Genomic DNA, 13,649 nt, shown 5'->3' with positions numbered 1-13,649 from the left:
CGGAGCGAATGCGGAGGTACGCCTAGCCGGCGCGATGACGGCGGCGATGCGCCTTCTGGCGGCAGGCCGCGGAACAGTAGCGCGCCGGGCGGCCCGCGCCGGTGGGCCGCAGCCCCGAACCGCACAGAGAGCAGCGGGCGGTCGCCGGCGCCGTTTCGTCACGACTTTCGTTATTTTCGGCGAGCAGGACGCCACCTTTCGTTACGGGGTGCGCCCGTAACGCGTCCAGCGTAAGTCGCGCGGCCGGGCACAGCCCGTCGGGGGTCCCCGAAACCCGTTGCATCGCCACGCATCCGGCAAATATCGCCGTGACGTCGGCGACGGTGACCTCGGGGCGGACCGCGCCCCGGCGCTGCGCCTCCACGAGCACCGCGTGCAGCGCCCGGTGGAACCGATCGCCCGCCCCGCGCATCACCGCACGCGGCCAGCCGTCGTCGGCGGTGATCATGTCGCAGACCGCCTGGCTGCGCGGGGACGAGACGACCACCGCCGCGCATAACTCGAAGAATGCCTCCCCAACGTCCGGCGCGGCGAGACAGTCGTTGGCCCGCACGGTCATTCGGTCCAGCCGCTGCTGCATCACCGCCTCGAGCAGATCGGACTTCGTCGGGAAGTGCCGGTAGACGGTCCCGGCCCCGACCCCGGCGCGCCGGGCGATCTCCGCCAGGGAGACGCCGGTGCCGTGCTCGGCGAACGCGCGCTGGGCGGCGGCCAGCACCAGCGCCCTGTTGCGGCGGGCATCGGCCCGCCCCGCGGCGCTCTCGACAGCGGTTGCGGTGGAGGTCATTTCGTTACGCACCCCCTCGGGGAGATCTGGCGAACCGAGCGGGGCCGCTCGTATCGTCCGAGATACGGGTTATCCAACCCGTATTCTACCGAACGGACAGGACCAGCATGTCTCCTCAGAAAGAGCTCATTCTCGTCACCGGCGCGACCGGCAAACAGGGCGGCGCGACCACCCGGCGGCTCCTGGCCGACGGGTATCCCGTGCGGGTGCTGGTGCGGGATCCGCAGGCCCCGGCTGCGCGGGCGCTGGCCGACCTCGGCGCGCAACCGGTCGTCGGCGACCTGGACGACCCCGCCTCGCTCGACCGCGCGGTCACCGGGGTGCGCGGCGTCTTCGCGGTGCCCCCGGCGGCGTTCGGGCCCGGCGGCTGGGACGTCGAGCTCGAGGCGAGCCGCGGCGCCGCCCTGGTCGAGGCCGCCCGCCGGGCCGGGGTCGACCAGATCGTCTTCACCGGTGTCGCCTCGTTCACCGGCGACACGAATTGGGGCAGCGGTGGCAAGCGGCGGATCGAACGGGCGGTGGCGGCCTCGGGCATGCGGTACACGATCCTGCGGCCGGTCCGATTCATGGAGAACTACCTCGCCGGCGTGGTGCTTCCCCTGGACGGCTTCGTCGACGGCGTCCACCGCCATCTCTTCCCCGCCGATCGCCCCATCCAGGTGATCGCGGTCGACGACATCGCCGCGGTGGCCGCCATCGCGTTCGCCGATCCGGAGCAATACACCGGCCGGACGCTGGAGCTGGCCGGCGACGCGGTCACCCCGCTGGCGGCGATGGCCGCCATCGAGCGCGCCACCGGATATCCGGTGCGGTACGAGGAGATCACCGAGGCCGACGCGGCGGCCATCGGCGCGCAGCTGGCGAACACCTGGCGCTTGGCGCACAACGGGGACGGCTGGCATGCAGACATCGAACTCATCCGGGAAATCCATCCGGGCCTGCAGACCCTCGAGACCTGGCTCGCCACCACCGGTGCGGCGGCGCTGAAATCCCTGCTGGCCGAGCAGCACTGACGAAAAGCCCCGACGAAAGGTTCACCCCATGCCCCGAGAACTCGACGAATGGCACGCACGCACAGGCGGTTTCGTCGCCCGGCCCAGCTTCGACGAGTACGCCGAGAAGTACGCGAAGTATTTCGTCATGCAACGCCGCGACGGCATCCTCGAGCTGCGGATGCACACCGATGACGGTCCCGCGCACTTCGATTTCGCGGTGCACAACGCCTGGGCGCAGGCGTGGCTGGAGATCGGCAACGACCCGCGGAACGAGGTGGTGATCCTCACCGGGACCGGAGACCGGTGGCTCGGCGCCCCCGACACGGCCCCGCAAGACCCGGCCGAGTCGGCGCGGCGCATGACCTCCGGCCCGTTCCCGCCCGACTTCGGTTACGAGCACGGCTATTACGACGCGACCAAACTGGTGGAGAACTTCGTGTTCGGCATCGATGTCCCCACGATCTCGGCGATCAACGGCCCGAGCATCGCGCACACCGAGTTCGCGCTGCTGTGCGACATCACCCTGGCCGCGGAGACCGCAACCATTTCCGATCCGCACTTCCTGGCGGGTACCGCACCGGGTGACGGCCAGCAGCTGACCCTGCAGGAACTCGCGGGCACCAAGCGCGCCTCGTATCACCTCTATACCGGGCTGCCGATCGACGCGCGCCGCGCCCTGGAACTCGGACTGGTCAACGAGGTCCTGCCCGCACCGGATCTACTGCCACGCGCCTGGGAGCTCGCCGAGACGATCATGAAGCAGCCGCGCACGACCCGGCGCCTGACCCACGCCATCGCGGTCCGGCCGTGGAAGCGACGCCTCGTCCACGACCTCGGCTTCGGCACGGCCCACGAGATGTTCGGCATCGGCGCGCAGTCCCGGTAGCTCGCGGGGACCGGAGGGCACGGTTTGCCGCGGGTTCAGTACTCCGAGAACAGGCGCTGCCAGTCGTCGCCGTATTTTCTGGACAGGACCGCGTTCTCCTCGGCGTGCCCCCGGCGGTCGTAATCGTCGAAGTCGTCCATGGACTGATGCTGCATGTGGTGAATCCGGGCCTGGCTGGTGAGAATGCTTAGCAGGCCGGCGGACCGGATCCGGTAGCCGTAGTCGTGATCGGTGCCATAGCCCAGCGGCATGTCCAGGTCCCAGAATCCCAGCCGCTCGATCGTGGAGCGCTTGATGAGCGTCGCCGTGGGCTCGAGTATGCCTCGCACCGAGGCGACGTCCTCGGCGTGCTCCATGTCCGGGAGCCACGAATTGTGCTGCGGGGAGATCTGCGCGTACGCCTCCGAGGAGAACAGCACCGTGGCCAGCACCCGCAGGACCGTATCGCCGTAATCGAAGCTCACGTCGGAATTCAGCAGCCAGAACGCGTCGTAGTCGTCCTGCTCCGACGCGATCTGGAAGCCCGCGTACATTCCGCGGGTGAATCCCCGATTGTCCGGCAGCACATGCGTCGCGGATCCGGGCGTCGTGGACGATCCGTTGTCGATGACGTAGACGCGTTTGCGGCTGTATTCGAGCGTGTTGTTCAGATAATCCGCGAGCTTGTCCGTCATCTCGGCGGTATTGAAGTTCAACACGATAATGGCGATATTCGGCTCGTCGCCAGGTTCCCGGGTGCCGGTCGCCGCGGTATCGAACGTGCGCCCCGGACACCCCCGGACCGGTAACGGGGTGAAATCCTCGTTAGGCGCGGACTCCGGCGCGAGACTCTCCCCGGCCGTGAGCCCGGCCCGCGAGGCGAGCCGGCGGTAACGCCCCAATATCTGCCGATCGTTCATCCCCCCCGCCTGCATACCGGAGGACAGATGAGCGACAACGAATCCGGGATACAGGCAATGCCAGCGTCCCAGATAGGTGGGGATCTGGACCGACAGCGCACGCTCCTCGTCCACCATGTCCGCCGACATATAGGACAGGTCCGCGCCCATCCAGGCGACGAAGTGCATGGCCAGGCGCCCGGACCACTCGACGGGTTCCAGCGAAACCTGTTCGAACAGTTCGCGATTGTCCAGGAAATGGTGATGCAGCGCCCGGGCCCGTTCCGGACTCTCCCAAAGGCTGCCGCCGAATCCCCCGGGCGGCAGTTCCAGCTCCATCAGGCTGCGGGGTATCGCGCCATGTTGCTGCTGGTAATAGGCGCACACATTGTGGTTGACGACGTTCGCCGACACCAGGAAGTACTCCGGCCGTGCCAGGCGGAAGCGGATGAAATCCTCCAGCTTGTCGAGCTGAAGATACGGGACGTCGTCGTCGCATTTCAGGAAGACCGCGTCGCGGTAGTGCTCGCCGCGGGCGGCATAGAATCCGATCGCCTCGGCAAATCCGGCACGCCACCGCTCGGCCCCGTGATAGAGATACTCCCCCGTGTCGGGTAATCCGGGCAGGCGCCACTCGCCGTCGGCGCCGTATCCCGTCTTCACGAAGATGTCGTAGCTGCCCGGACGGATATCGAGCACGCGCTGGATCACGATCGCGCCGTCGACGCTCAGCGTGAGGGTCGACGAGGCGAGCGAGAGGCGAACGTCCCGGAACGTCGTCGCGGCCAGAATGCCCGGGGTGCAGACATCCACCAGCGAACCGTGCTCGCCGGGCCGGTCACCGGCGTGTTCCACGAGCAGCTCGGAGGTCTCGACGTACAGCAGTGCGGTGTGCTTGTTCTCCCAGCCACCCAGCACGAGCTCGTAGGACGAATAGTTGGCCCCGCGGGCCCGGATACCGATGTGTACATCATGGCCCGCACGCACCTGCGCGTCCCAGTGGCATCCGGTCTCCGACTCGGTATCGATGCTGCCCGCCGGGTAGTAGGCGAGGTTGTCCGGTGTGCGGCCCAGCGCGGGAAAGCGGGAATTCAGCCAGCGGTCGTCGTCCTCGTGCCGGGCGAAGTTCCAGACATGCCATTCGTCCACGAGATTGCGGCGCAACGCCTCCGCCGCATAGTGGGACAGCAATTCCATCCGATCCCGGCGGCCGGCGAAGGTCACCAGAATGACCGATCGCCCGTCGATGATCGACATCCGGCATATTCCTTCCCGCCACGACAACCCCGCAAAAATCCGACCATACCGCGCAGCACTCGGCAAGCCTGCGGCGGCAAAGGTTACGCCGGGTTGAACTCCCGTCGGGCACAGGCCCGTTCAGGCGTTGGCGCCGACCAGATTCTCCCCGCGCAGGCGCTGGGAGATGACCTGGGTGATGCCGTCGCCGCGCATGCTCACGCCGTAGAGGGCATCCGCGATTTCCATCGTCGGCTTCTGGTGAGTGATGACGATCAGCTGGGATTTCTCGCGCAACTGCTCGAACAGGCCGATGAGACGGCGCAGGTTGGTGTCGTCCAGGGCCGCCTCGACCTCGTCCATCACGTAGAACGGGGAGGGGCGGGCACGGAAGATCGCGACCAGCAGGGCGACCGCGGTCAGCGACTTCTCGCCGCCCGACAGCAGCGACAGGCGCTTGACCTTCTTGCCGGGCGGGCGCGCCTCCACCTCGATGCCGGTGGTCAGCATGTCCGTCGGATCGGTCAGCAGCAGCCGTCCCTCGCCCCCGGGGAACAGCTTGGCGAAGACGCCGACGAACTCCTTCTCGACATCCTCCCAGGCCTCGGTGAACACCTGCAGGATGCGCGCGTCCACCTCCGCGACGACGTCCAGCAGGTCCTGGCGGGCCTTCTTGACGTCGTCCAGCTGGGTCGACAGGAAGTTGTAGCGCTCCTCGAGCGCCGCGAACTCCTCCAGCGCAAGGGGATTCACCTTGCCCAGGGTGCTGAGGTCCTTCTCCGCACGCTTGGCACGGCGCTGCTGGCTGGCCCGGTCGTACGGCATCGGCTGCGGTTCGCTCACCGTCTCGCCGCGCTCCCTGGCCTGCTCGTACTCGTGCCATTCCAGTGCCGAGGGCGGCGTGGGCACGTGCGGGCCGTACTCGGCGATCAGATCGTCCAGGGCCAGCCCGAACTGCTCGCCGATGGTCAGCTCCAGCTGCTCGATGCGCAGTGCGGCCTCGGCGCGGGCGACCTCGTCGCGATGCACGGCATCGGTCAGCTGGGTGAGCTGGGCGCTCAGCGCGCGCACGCGCTCCTTGACCTGATCGACCTGCCCGGCGCATTCGGTGCGACGGCGCACCAGCTCGTCGCGCCGCGCCGACGCCTCGGCGACAACGGATTCCAGCTCGGCGGCAACCCGTTCAGCCGATTCGGCGACGACCGCCGCGACCGCGGCGGCCTGGCGCCGCGCGGCCTGTGCCCGCTCGGCCCGGGCCCGGGACTCGCGCTCGGCACGCGCGGCGCGGCGCAGCGAATCCGCCTTGCCCCGTACCGATTCCGCGCGTTCCTCGGCGGTACGCCCGGCCAGCCGGGCCTCGACCTCCATGGCGCGGGCCTCGGCGAGCGCGGCCGCGGCCTCCTCGCGCTGATAGCCGGCGGCCTCGGTGCCCGCGTCGGCGGCCGAATCCATATCGGACTGTTCGGATTCCGCGCGCCGCAACCGATCCTCGAGCTCGGCCAGCTTCTCGGAGTTCTCGTCGCGGGCGGTCTCGGCGGCGGACCGCTGGGCCACCAGCCGATCGCATTCGGACTGCGCGGTCCGCGCCGCCTGCCCCAACCGGCCCAGCCGGTCGTAGATCGCGACCATCGACTGATCGGATTCGTGCAGTGCCAGCAGGGCCTGGTCGACGGCTTGCTTGCGATCGGACTGTTCGGCCAGCGCACCCGCCAGCGCCGCCTCGAGCTCTTCGGCCTGCCGCTGCCAGGACGCGAGTTCGGCCGCGGCGGAGTCGATATCGGCCTGGATCTCGAGCTGGCTGGGCGCGCGGTCCGAGCCGCCGAGCAGCCAGCCCGACCCGGCGACATCGCCGTCACGGGTCACCACGCGCAATTCCGGCCGCGTGGACAGCAATTCGGCCGCGACCGAAAGATCCTCGACAACAACGGTTCCCGTGGACGCCGCCGAGATCGCACCCCGCATGTGTGCCGGGCAGTCCAGCACATCGGCCAGCCACCGCGCATCGGCGGGCAACCCGCCCGACGGCGGATTCACCTGTGCCGCACCGCCGTACACCAGCGCGACGCGGCCGCCGTCGGCCTCCTTCAGCGCCCGCAGCGCGGCGTGGGCGACCGTGCCCGCCTCGGCGGCGACGGCATCGGCGAGCGGCCCCAGCGCCGCGGCGACGGCCGCCTCGAATCCATTGTGCACCTGCAGAATTCCGGACAGCGGCCCGAGCAGTCCCGCGGCCTGGTGCTCGAGCAGCCAGGCACCGCCGTCGCGGCGGGCCAGCCCCATCGTCAGCGCCTCGATCCGCGCGGCGAGCGAGGCGACCTTCTTACCGGCCTCCCGGTCCCCCTCGCGCAGTTCGGTCACGCGCTGATCGGCCAGCTCCTGGGCCTGGGCGGCATGCTCGTAGGCGGCGTCCAGCGCCTCCTCCCCCGCGTCGAGCTCGCCCAATTCGCTTTGCACCTGCTCGAACTCGGCCTCCGACGCGGATCCGCGGGCCCGGGCCTGCGCCAGCTCGCTCGACAGGCGCGCGATCTCGGAGTCGCTGGACTGGGCGCGGTGGCGCAGGGTGTCCACCTGACCGGACAGCCGGGCCAGCCCCTCGCGACGGTCGGCGATCGCGCGGACCGCGGCCAGATGCGCCTGTTCGGCGGCCTTGGCGGCCTGCTCGCGCTCGTACAGCTGATCCCGGGCCGCCTCGAGGGTCGCCGCGGCGACCTCGACCGCCTCGAGCAGTTCGGCCTCCTGCTCCTCCACGCGCGCGGCCTCGGCCTCGAGCTGGTCGGGATCGCGCCCGTTGCCGGTGGGCTGCTCGATGGTCAGGTTGCGGGCCCGGTCGCGGGCGATGCGGATGGTCGCATTGACCCGCTCGACCAGCGCCGAGAGCTGGAACCAGGTCTGGGCGGCCGCCTCGGCGCCGGGCGTGAGGCGCGAGAGCTGAAATTCCTGTTGCGCCAGTGCGGCATTGGCGGCGTCGAGCTCGGCGTGCACGTTGATCTGCTGCTCGCGCGCGTAGGCTTCCTTGCTCTGCTGGCTCTGCAGCTCGTTGCGGCGGGTCACCAGATCGTCGGCGGCCAGGCGCAGCCGCGAATCCCGCAGATCCGCCTGCACGGTGGCCGCGCGGCGCGCCACCTCGGCCTGCCGGCCCAGTGGCTTGAGCTGGCGGCGCAGCTCGGTGGTCAGGTCGGTGAGCCGGGCCAGATTGGCCTGCATGGCCTCGAGCTTGCGGACCGCCTTTTCCTTGCGCTTGCGGTGCTTGAGGACCCCCGCGGCCTCCTCGATGAAGGCGCGGCGGTCCTCGGGACGCGACTCCAGAATGGCGGCGAGCTGGCCCTGCCCGACGATGACGTGCATTTCGCGGCCGATGCCCGAATCGCTCAGCAGCTCCTGCACATCCATCAGGCGGCAGGTGTTGCCATTGATCTCGTATTCGCCGGCGCCGTCGCGGAACATCCGGCGGGTGATAGACACCTCGGAGTAGTCGATCGGGAGGGCGCCGTCGGAGTTGTCGATGGTGAGCGTGACCTCGGCACGGCCCAGCGGTGCACGGCCCGCGGTGCCGGCGAAGATGACGTCCTGCATCTTGCCGCCGCGCAACGCCTTCGCGCCCTGTTCACCCATGACCCAGGTGAGCGCGTCGACCACATTCGACTTGCCGGAGCCGTTGGGCCCCACCACGCAGGTGATTCCGGGCTCCAGGCGCAGCGTCGTCGCGGACGCGAAGGATTTGAACCCCTTCAGCGTCAGACTCTTCAGGTGCACAGCAGGCCAATCTACCTGCTGTCAGCGGATTGCCCCGCGTATGCCGGGTGAACGCGTTCCCCGGACGGCCGCGGACCGGCGCTCGGCTCAGCGCGTGCGCTGGTAGCGAAGGTAGACGACACCGGAGCCGAAGATCCGCGACTCGACCAGCCGCAGGTCCAGTGACTTGGGCAGCGGCGGGAAGTACCGGCGACGGACACCACGCCCTCCCCCGGCTGGTCCCGGAACCCGGCGATCTCCTTCGCGAGGTCGTCGGTGGCGAGCCTGGCGTTGCCCTCCACCGCGGTGAGTGTCCGGGAAAACACGACCTTGGGGATCGGCCGCCAAATCCGGGCGAATTCCAGCTCGTCCTCGTCGGACATGGTCTGCTCGGCGGTCTCCCACACCAGCATCGCCTCGTACAGGCGGCGGCCGCACAGCTCGGCGGCGATGTGGCGGGTCTGCTCGATCCTGCCACCGCCCACCGGGCGCCGTCAGGATTTGCGACAACCCGTCCGCGGCATACCGACGCGAACAGCCGCGCCGAATGTCAGACCCGCGCGCGGTCGTAGACGCGAGCCCGGCCGCGGCAGGCGCGCGCCTCCCAGCCCGCCGCCGCGCGGAAGATCAGCGCCGCACCCCAGGGGCCGATCACCCACAGCGGCCACGGGTAGGTGAGCTCGCCCGCGCCCAGGGATACCAGTCCCCAGATCAGCAGGCACAGCGCGCCGACGCCGACCCATGCCGCGCCCTCGATGCGCTGCCAGATCGGGAAGCGGCTGCGGGTGGCCGGTGCGTTCGCCGGTGCCCGGCGGACGGGCAACTCCGGCAGGTCCGCCAGCACCTGCTGCAGGTCCTCGCGGGTGGTGGTCGCGTACACCGAGGCGACCCGCTGGTCGAATTCGTTCAAATCGATGCGACCCGCGCCCAGATGCCGGGCCAGCAGGTCGGCGACCTGCTGCCGCTCGGCATCGCCGACGCGAGTTCCGGGCGAGATGTCCATGTCTCATGTCCTATCGGAGGGCCATGTTCCAAAGTGGAATATAACTAGTATCCGCCTTCCAAAGTGGAATGTCCAGAGGGCGCACTCTTCTAGTAAGGATTGCCCGCTCGATGCATCAAGGGTCTACTAGCTAAGTTAACGATCATTTGCGCTCATCCATGAGTAAATGAGAAGGTAGAGCTCCACTTATCGCACAAGGAGTTCTTTGTGGATCTGGACTGGTCACCCGCGGATCTGGCGTTCCGCGACGAGGTGCGGGGATTCCTCGACGAACATCTGACCCCCGAGCTGCGCCGGGCCGGACGGCTGGCCACCAGCGTCTATCCGGACCACGAGGCGAGCATGCGCTGGCAGCGGATCCTGCACGAGCGAGGCTGGGCCGCCCCCGCCTGGCCGGTGCAGTATGGCGGCTGCCCGTGGAGCCTGACCCAGCACTACATCTTCGATCGCGAATCGACACTGGCCGGGGCGCCGGGGCTGTCCCCGATGGGCATTCGGATGGTGGCCCACGCGATCATCGCCTTCGGCACCGAGGAGCAGAAGAACTACTTCCTGCCCGGAATCCTCACCGGCGAGGTGTTCTTCTGCCAGGGATATTCCGAACCCGAGGCTGGCTCGGACCTGGCCTCGCTCACCATGGCCGCGGTGTCCGACGGCGACGACCTGATCGTCACCGGCAGCAAGATCTGGACAACCCATGCCACCGAGGCGAATTGGATCTTCGCGCTGGTGCGCACCGCGAGGCTCGAGCGCAAGCAGCAGGGCATCACCTTCGTGCTCATCGACATGAACACCCCCGGCATCCAGGTGCGCCCGCTGGTGATGACCTCGGGTGAACAGGTCCAGAACCAGGTTTTCTTCGATGCCGTGCGGGTCCCGAAGGCCAATGTGCTGGGCCGCATCGACGACGGCTGGACCGTGGCCAAGTACCTCCTCAACTTCGAGCGCGGCGGCGGGGCGGTCGGTCCCACCCTGCAGGTGATGGCCGAATCGCTGGCGGCGCAGGCAACCTCGCAGCCCGGGCCGAACGGCGGTGCGCTGCTGGACGATCCGGCATTCGCGGCCAAGCTCGCCGACATCCGGATCCGCGCTGACGTGCTGGAGATCCTGGAATACCGCACACTGTCGGCGATCTCGCGGGGCAAGGATCCGGGCCCCGCCGCCTCGGCGCTGAAGATCCTCGGCACCGAGCTGAGCCAGCAGCTCACCGAACTCACCCTCGAGGCCGCCGGACCCCGCGGCCGTGCCTATCAGCCGCATGCGGCCATGCCGGGCGGCCCGGTGGCCGATTTCGTGCCGCCCGCCGACGGATACCTGAGCGGGCACGAGTGGCAGGCGGTCGCGCCGCTGCGGTACTTCAACGACCGCGCCGGGTCGATCTATGCGGGCAGCAACGAGATTCAGCGCAACATCATCGCCAAGGCCGGCCTGGGCCTGTGACGGAGGAGACACTGAGATGGACTTCGAGTACACCGCGGAGCAGCAGCTGCTGCGCGATACCCTCACCGAGTTCCTGGCGGCGCGATACGACCTCGAGAAGAGCCGCGCCGCGGCGCGGGTCGGCATCGGCCGGCAGCCGGAGATCTGGCGGGCCTTCGCCACGGAGGTCGGCATCCTGGGCGCCGCACTGCCCGAGGAGGTCGGCGGATTCGACGGCGGCCCCGTCGAAACGCAGATCATCGCCGAGGCGATGGGCGGGGCGCTGGTCGTCGAGCCGTACCTGGACACCGTGGTCGTGGGCGCCGGACTGCTGCGGCGCGCGGGCGGGGAGCGTGCCGCGGACCTGTTGCGGGGCACCGTATCCGGCGAGGTGATCACGACACTGGCCGCGCTGGAGGCGGATTCGGGCTACAACCTGTCCCGGGTGTCGACCACCGCGCGCCGCGACGGCGAGGGCTGGATTCTCGACGGCGCCAAGACATCCGTGACAACCGCGCCGCTGGCCACGCATCTGCTGGTCACCGCCCGCACACCGGGCTCGGCGGGGCTGTCGCTGTTCGTCGTGGACGCGGGCGCCGCCGGGCTGAGCATGCATCCCTACCGGACCATCGACGAGCGCCGCGCCGCGGATCTGGTCCTGGACGGCGTGGCGGTCCCGGCCGACGCGCTGCTGGGCTGGGAGGGCGCCTCCGACGATTCGCTGGCCCTCGCGGCCGACGAGGCCGTGGCGGCGATCGCCGCCGAGGCCGTCGGCGCGATGCGCCGCGTGCTGTCCGACACCGTCGGCTACGCCAAGCAGCGCAAACAGTTCGGCGTCCCGATCGGAAGCTTCCAGGTCCTGCAGCACCGCATGGTCGACATGCACCTGGAACTCGAACAGTCCATCGCCGCAATGTATCTGGTGACACTGAAGCTCGGCGCCGCCCCCACGGAACGCGCCCGCGCGGCAGCCGCGGCCAAGGCCACCATCGGCCGCGCCGCACGCTTCCTCGGCCAGCAGGCGGTCCAACTGCACGGAGCCATGGGCATGACCGAGGAACTCGCGATCGGCCACTACTTCAAGCGACTGACCGCGATCCAATACGAGTGGGGCACCACCGATCAGCACATCGCCCGGTACGCGGCGTTGACCCGAGCTGGTGACGCGAATTCGGCTGCCACGTAACACCATTCCGGTTGCGGCTCGACGCCGGCTCGCAACAGCCGGCCCGCGCCTGGCTTCCCGTCTCTGGGGGTTATAACACGATCGTCATATGCCACACTAGATTTCCGACATCACAGGATGGTCGGCAGTGGTTGCACCTTCGATCAATGTTTGTAGGCCGTCTTGACCGGACAGTCCACGCCCTGGCGGCGGGAAGCTACTTCTGATTCCCAGTCCGCTTTCGCCGCACCGAGCATCGTCAAGAACAGGGACTTCCTGCTGCTGTGGTCCGGCAATGCCGCATCCCATATCGGCTTGAAGGGGGTGATGCTCGCCTACCCGCTGTTGGCGCTGGTTCTGACCAATTCACCGGTCTCCGCGAGCTTGGTGACCTTCGCGCTCCAATTGCCCGGTTTGATCTTTCAGGTGCCCTCGGGTGTCGTGGCGGACTACTGGGATCGGCGGCGGGTCCTGCTGATCTGCCAGCGCGCAGGGCTGACCGCAACTGTGCTGGCGACGATCGCGGCCACGGTGCAGCCGGCGGGTCTGACATTCCTGCTCTCCGTGGCGGCCTTCGCCGAAGGAACCGCATATGTCTTCTTCAACACCAGTGAGCTGGGCCTGATCCGGGACATCGTCCCCGAACCCGACCGCCCGGCGGCCTTCGCGTTTCTCGAGGCCGAAGAACCGATCGCGAACATGGGCGGGCGGGTATTCGGTGCGGCGGTCTTCGGCATTGCCCGCAGTCTTCCCTTCCTCGCGAATGCCGCTTCCTACATGTACTGCCTGTGGACGCTCGCGAAGATTCGCAAGCAGGCGCCGGCAACACCGGAGACGAAACCCCCCAGGCCGGCACAGATCTGGGGCTGGGACAACGTGTGGGCCGGTGTCGTGGAATTGTGGGCAGACCCGTTCGTGCGAGGCTCCACGCTCGTCGGCGGTATGGCCAACGGCATTTGGCAGATCGTCATATTGATGATCACCCTGAAGGTCAGAGACGGCGGGTACCCCGCATGGGTGGTCGGCGCCGTGCTGAGCACCACCGGTTTGGGCGGGTTGCTCGGCGCGACCCTCGCTCCCCGGTTCGCCAAACGGTACAGCCCCAAGATCGTGCTCGTCGCCGGGGTGTGGGCCTGGCTTGCGGTCTGTGCCGCCATGGCTGCCACATCGAACCCGTTCCTGCTGGGAATCTCTTTTTCGGGAGTCGGCGGCGCCGGGACGATCCTGGGCGTTTCACTGACTTTGCATCGAACCCGCGTGTTTCCCGAAGACCATGTCGGCCGGATCTTCGGTGCCACCAAATTCATCTCCCACGGTGCCACGGCCATCGGCGCGCTGCTTGCCGGTGGCCTGCTGAAAACATTCGGCACCACGACGACTGGATGGATAGCGACCGGCTGCATGATCGCTATAGCGGGGTACGCCCGGCGCCTACCGGATCCCTGGACGCCTGCACCGGACCCGGTTTCCACCGTCGCCTCTCCCCCGGTCAACTGGATCGAACAACTATCCCGCAAAAGCCCGGACGGCCGGTGACCATAGACGCCCTGG

10 protein-coding genes are annotated in these 13,649 nt (G+C 68.7%); 5 read left to right on the top strand and 5 right to left on the bottom strand.

What is annotated here, in order from left to right; translation table 11 throughout:
• Nucleotides 1–22 precede the first annotated feature (22 nt).
• The gene (locus KO481_RS20170; protein ID WP_215918725.1) at nt 23–787 is read right to left on the bottom strand and encodes a TetR/AcrR family transcriptional regulator; all 765 of its coding nucleotides are present in this window, start codon (nt 785–787) and stop codon (nt 23–25) included.
• Between the two features lie 107 nt (nt 788–894).
• On the opposite strand from KO481_RS20170, the gene KO481_RS20165 reads away from it, so the two are divergent.
• Both KO481_RS20165 and KO481_RS20160 read left to right on the top strand, forming a co-directional pair.
• Complete coding sequence (locus tag KO481_RS20165) at nt 895–1,800, top strand: NmrA family NAD(P)-binding protein (protein ID WP_215918724.1); 906 nt, start codon at nt 895–897, stop codon at nt 1,798–1,800.
• A gap of 28 nt (nt 1,801–1,828) precedes the next feature.
• Nucleotides 1,829–2,668, top strand: a complete 840-nt coding sequence (locus KO481_RS20160; protein ID WP_215918723.1) for an enoyl-CoA hydratase/isomerase family protein — start codon at nt 1,829–1,831, stop codon at nt 2,666–2,668.
• A 35-nt stretch (nt 2,669–2,703) separates the two neighbouring features.
• Here KO481_RS20160 and KO481_RS20155 read toward each other — a convergent pair whose 3' ends face one another.
• From KO481_RS20155 to KO481_RS20140, 4 genes are all read right to left on the bottom strand, one after another.
• Nucleotides 2,704–4,803, bottom strand: a complete 2,100-nt coding sequence (locus KO481_RS20155; RefSeq protein ID WP_215918722.1) for a glycosyltransferase family protein — start codon at nt 4,801–4,803, stop codon at nt 2,704–2,706.
• A 120-nt stretch (nt 4,804–4,923) separates the two neighbouring features.
• A complete protein-coding gene (smc, locus tag KO481_RS20150; RefSeq protein ID WP_215918721.1) occupies nt 4,924–8,532 on the bottom strand; it encodes a chromosome segregation protein SMC in 3,609 nt (1,202 codons plus the stop codon).
• 11 nt (nt 8,533–8,543) lie between these two features.
• Nucleotides 8,544–8,996 carry a dihydrofolate reductase family protein gene (locus KO481_RS20145; protein WP_308166700.1) on the bottom strand — a complete coding sequence of 151 codons (453 nt, stop codon included), beginning with the start codon at nt 8,994–8,996 and terminating at the stop codon, nt 8,544–8,546.
• 65 nt (nt 8,997–9,061) lie between these two features.
• Entirely contained in the window at nt 9,062–9,514 is a 453-nt protein-coding gene (locus tag KO481_RS20140; RefSeq protein WP_215918720.1) for a DUF1707 SHOCT-like domain-containing protein, read from the bottom strand.
• Nucleotides 9,515–9,721: 207 nt separating this feature from the next.
• Here KO481_RS20140 and KO481_RS20135 point away from each other — a divergent pair, with 207 nt between their 5' ends.
• From KO481_RS20135 to KO481_RS20125, 3 genes are all read left to right on the top strand, one after another.
• Entirely contained in the window at nt 9,722–10,954 is a 1,233-nt protein-coding gene (locus KO481_RS20135; RefSeq protein ID WP_215918719.1) for an acyl-CoA dehydrogenase family protein, read from the top strand.
• 16 nt (nt 10,955–10,970) lie between these two features.
• A complete protein-coding gene (locus tag KO481_RS20130) occupies nt 10,971–12,119 on the top strand; it encodes an acyl-CoA dehydrogenase family protein (protein ID WP_215918718.1) in 1,149 nt (382 codons plus the stop codon).
• Nucleotides 12,120–12,281: 162 nt separating this feature from the next.
• Nucleotides 12,282–13,634 (top strand): MFS transporter, encoded by a 1,353-nt coding sequence (locus tag KO481_RS20125; protein WP_215918717.1) that lies wholly within the window; start codon nt 12,282–12,284, stop codon nt 13,632–13,634.
• The last annotated feature ends 15 nt before the right edge of the window (nt 13,635–13,649 follow it).

The sequence above is a fragment of the Nocardia albiluteola genome (genome assembly GCF_018860155.1).
GTDB lineage: Bacteria > Actinomycetota > Actinomycetes > Mycobacteriales > Mycobacteriaceae > Nocardia > Nocardia albiluteola.
This window is presented reverse-complemented; position numbering and strand designations above follow the sequence as displayed.

Bases quoted from the DNA above. Each gene is read 5' to 3' on its own strand.
- KO481_RS20170 (WP_215918725.1), bottom strand. From the start codon at position 787: ATGACCTCCACCGCAACCGCTGTCGAGAGCGCCGCGGGGCGGGCCGAT.
- KO481_RS20165 (WP_215918724.1), top strand. From the start codon at position 895: ATGTCTCCTCAGAAAGAGCTCATTCTCGTCACCGGCGCGACCGGCAAA.
- KO481_RS20160 (WP_215918723.1), top strand. From the start codon at position 1,829: ATGCCCCGAGAACTCGACGAATGGCACGCACGCACAGGCGGTTTCGTC.
- KO481_RS20155 (WP_215918722.1), bottom strand. From the start codon at position 4,803: ATGTCGATCATCGACGGGCGATCGGTCATTCTGGTGACCTTCGCCGGC.
- KO481_RS20140 (WP_215918720.1), bottom strand. From the start codon at position 9,514: ATGGACATCTCGCCCGGAACTCGCGTCGGCGATGCCGAGCGGCAGCAG.
- KO481_RS20130 (WP_215918718.1), top strand. From the start codon at position 10,971: ATGGACTTCGAGTACACCGCGGAGCAGCAGCTGCTGCGCGATACCCTC.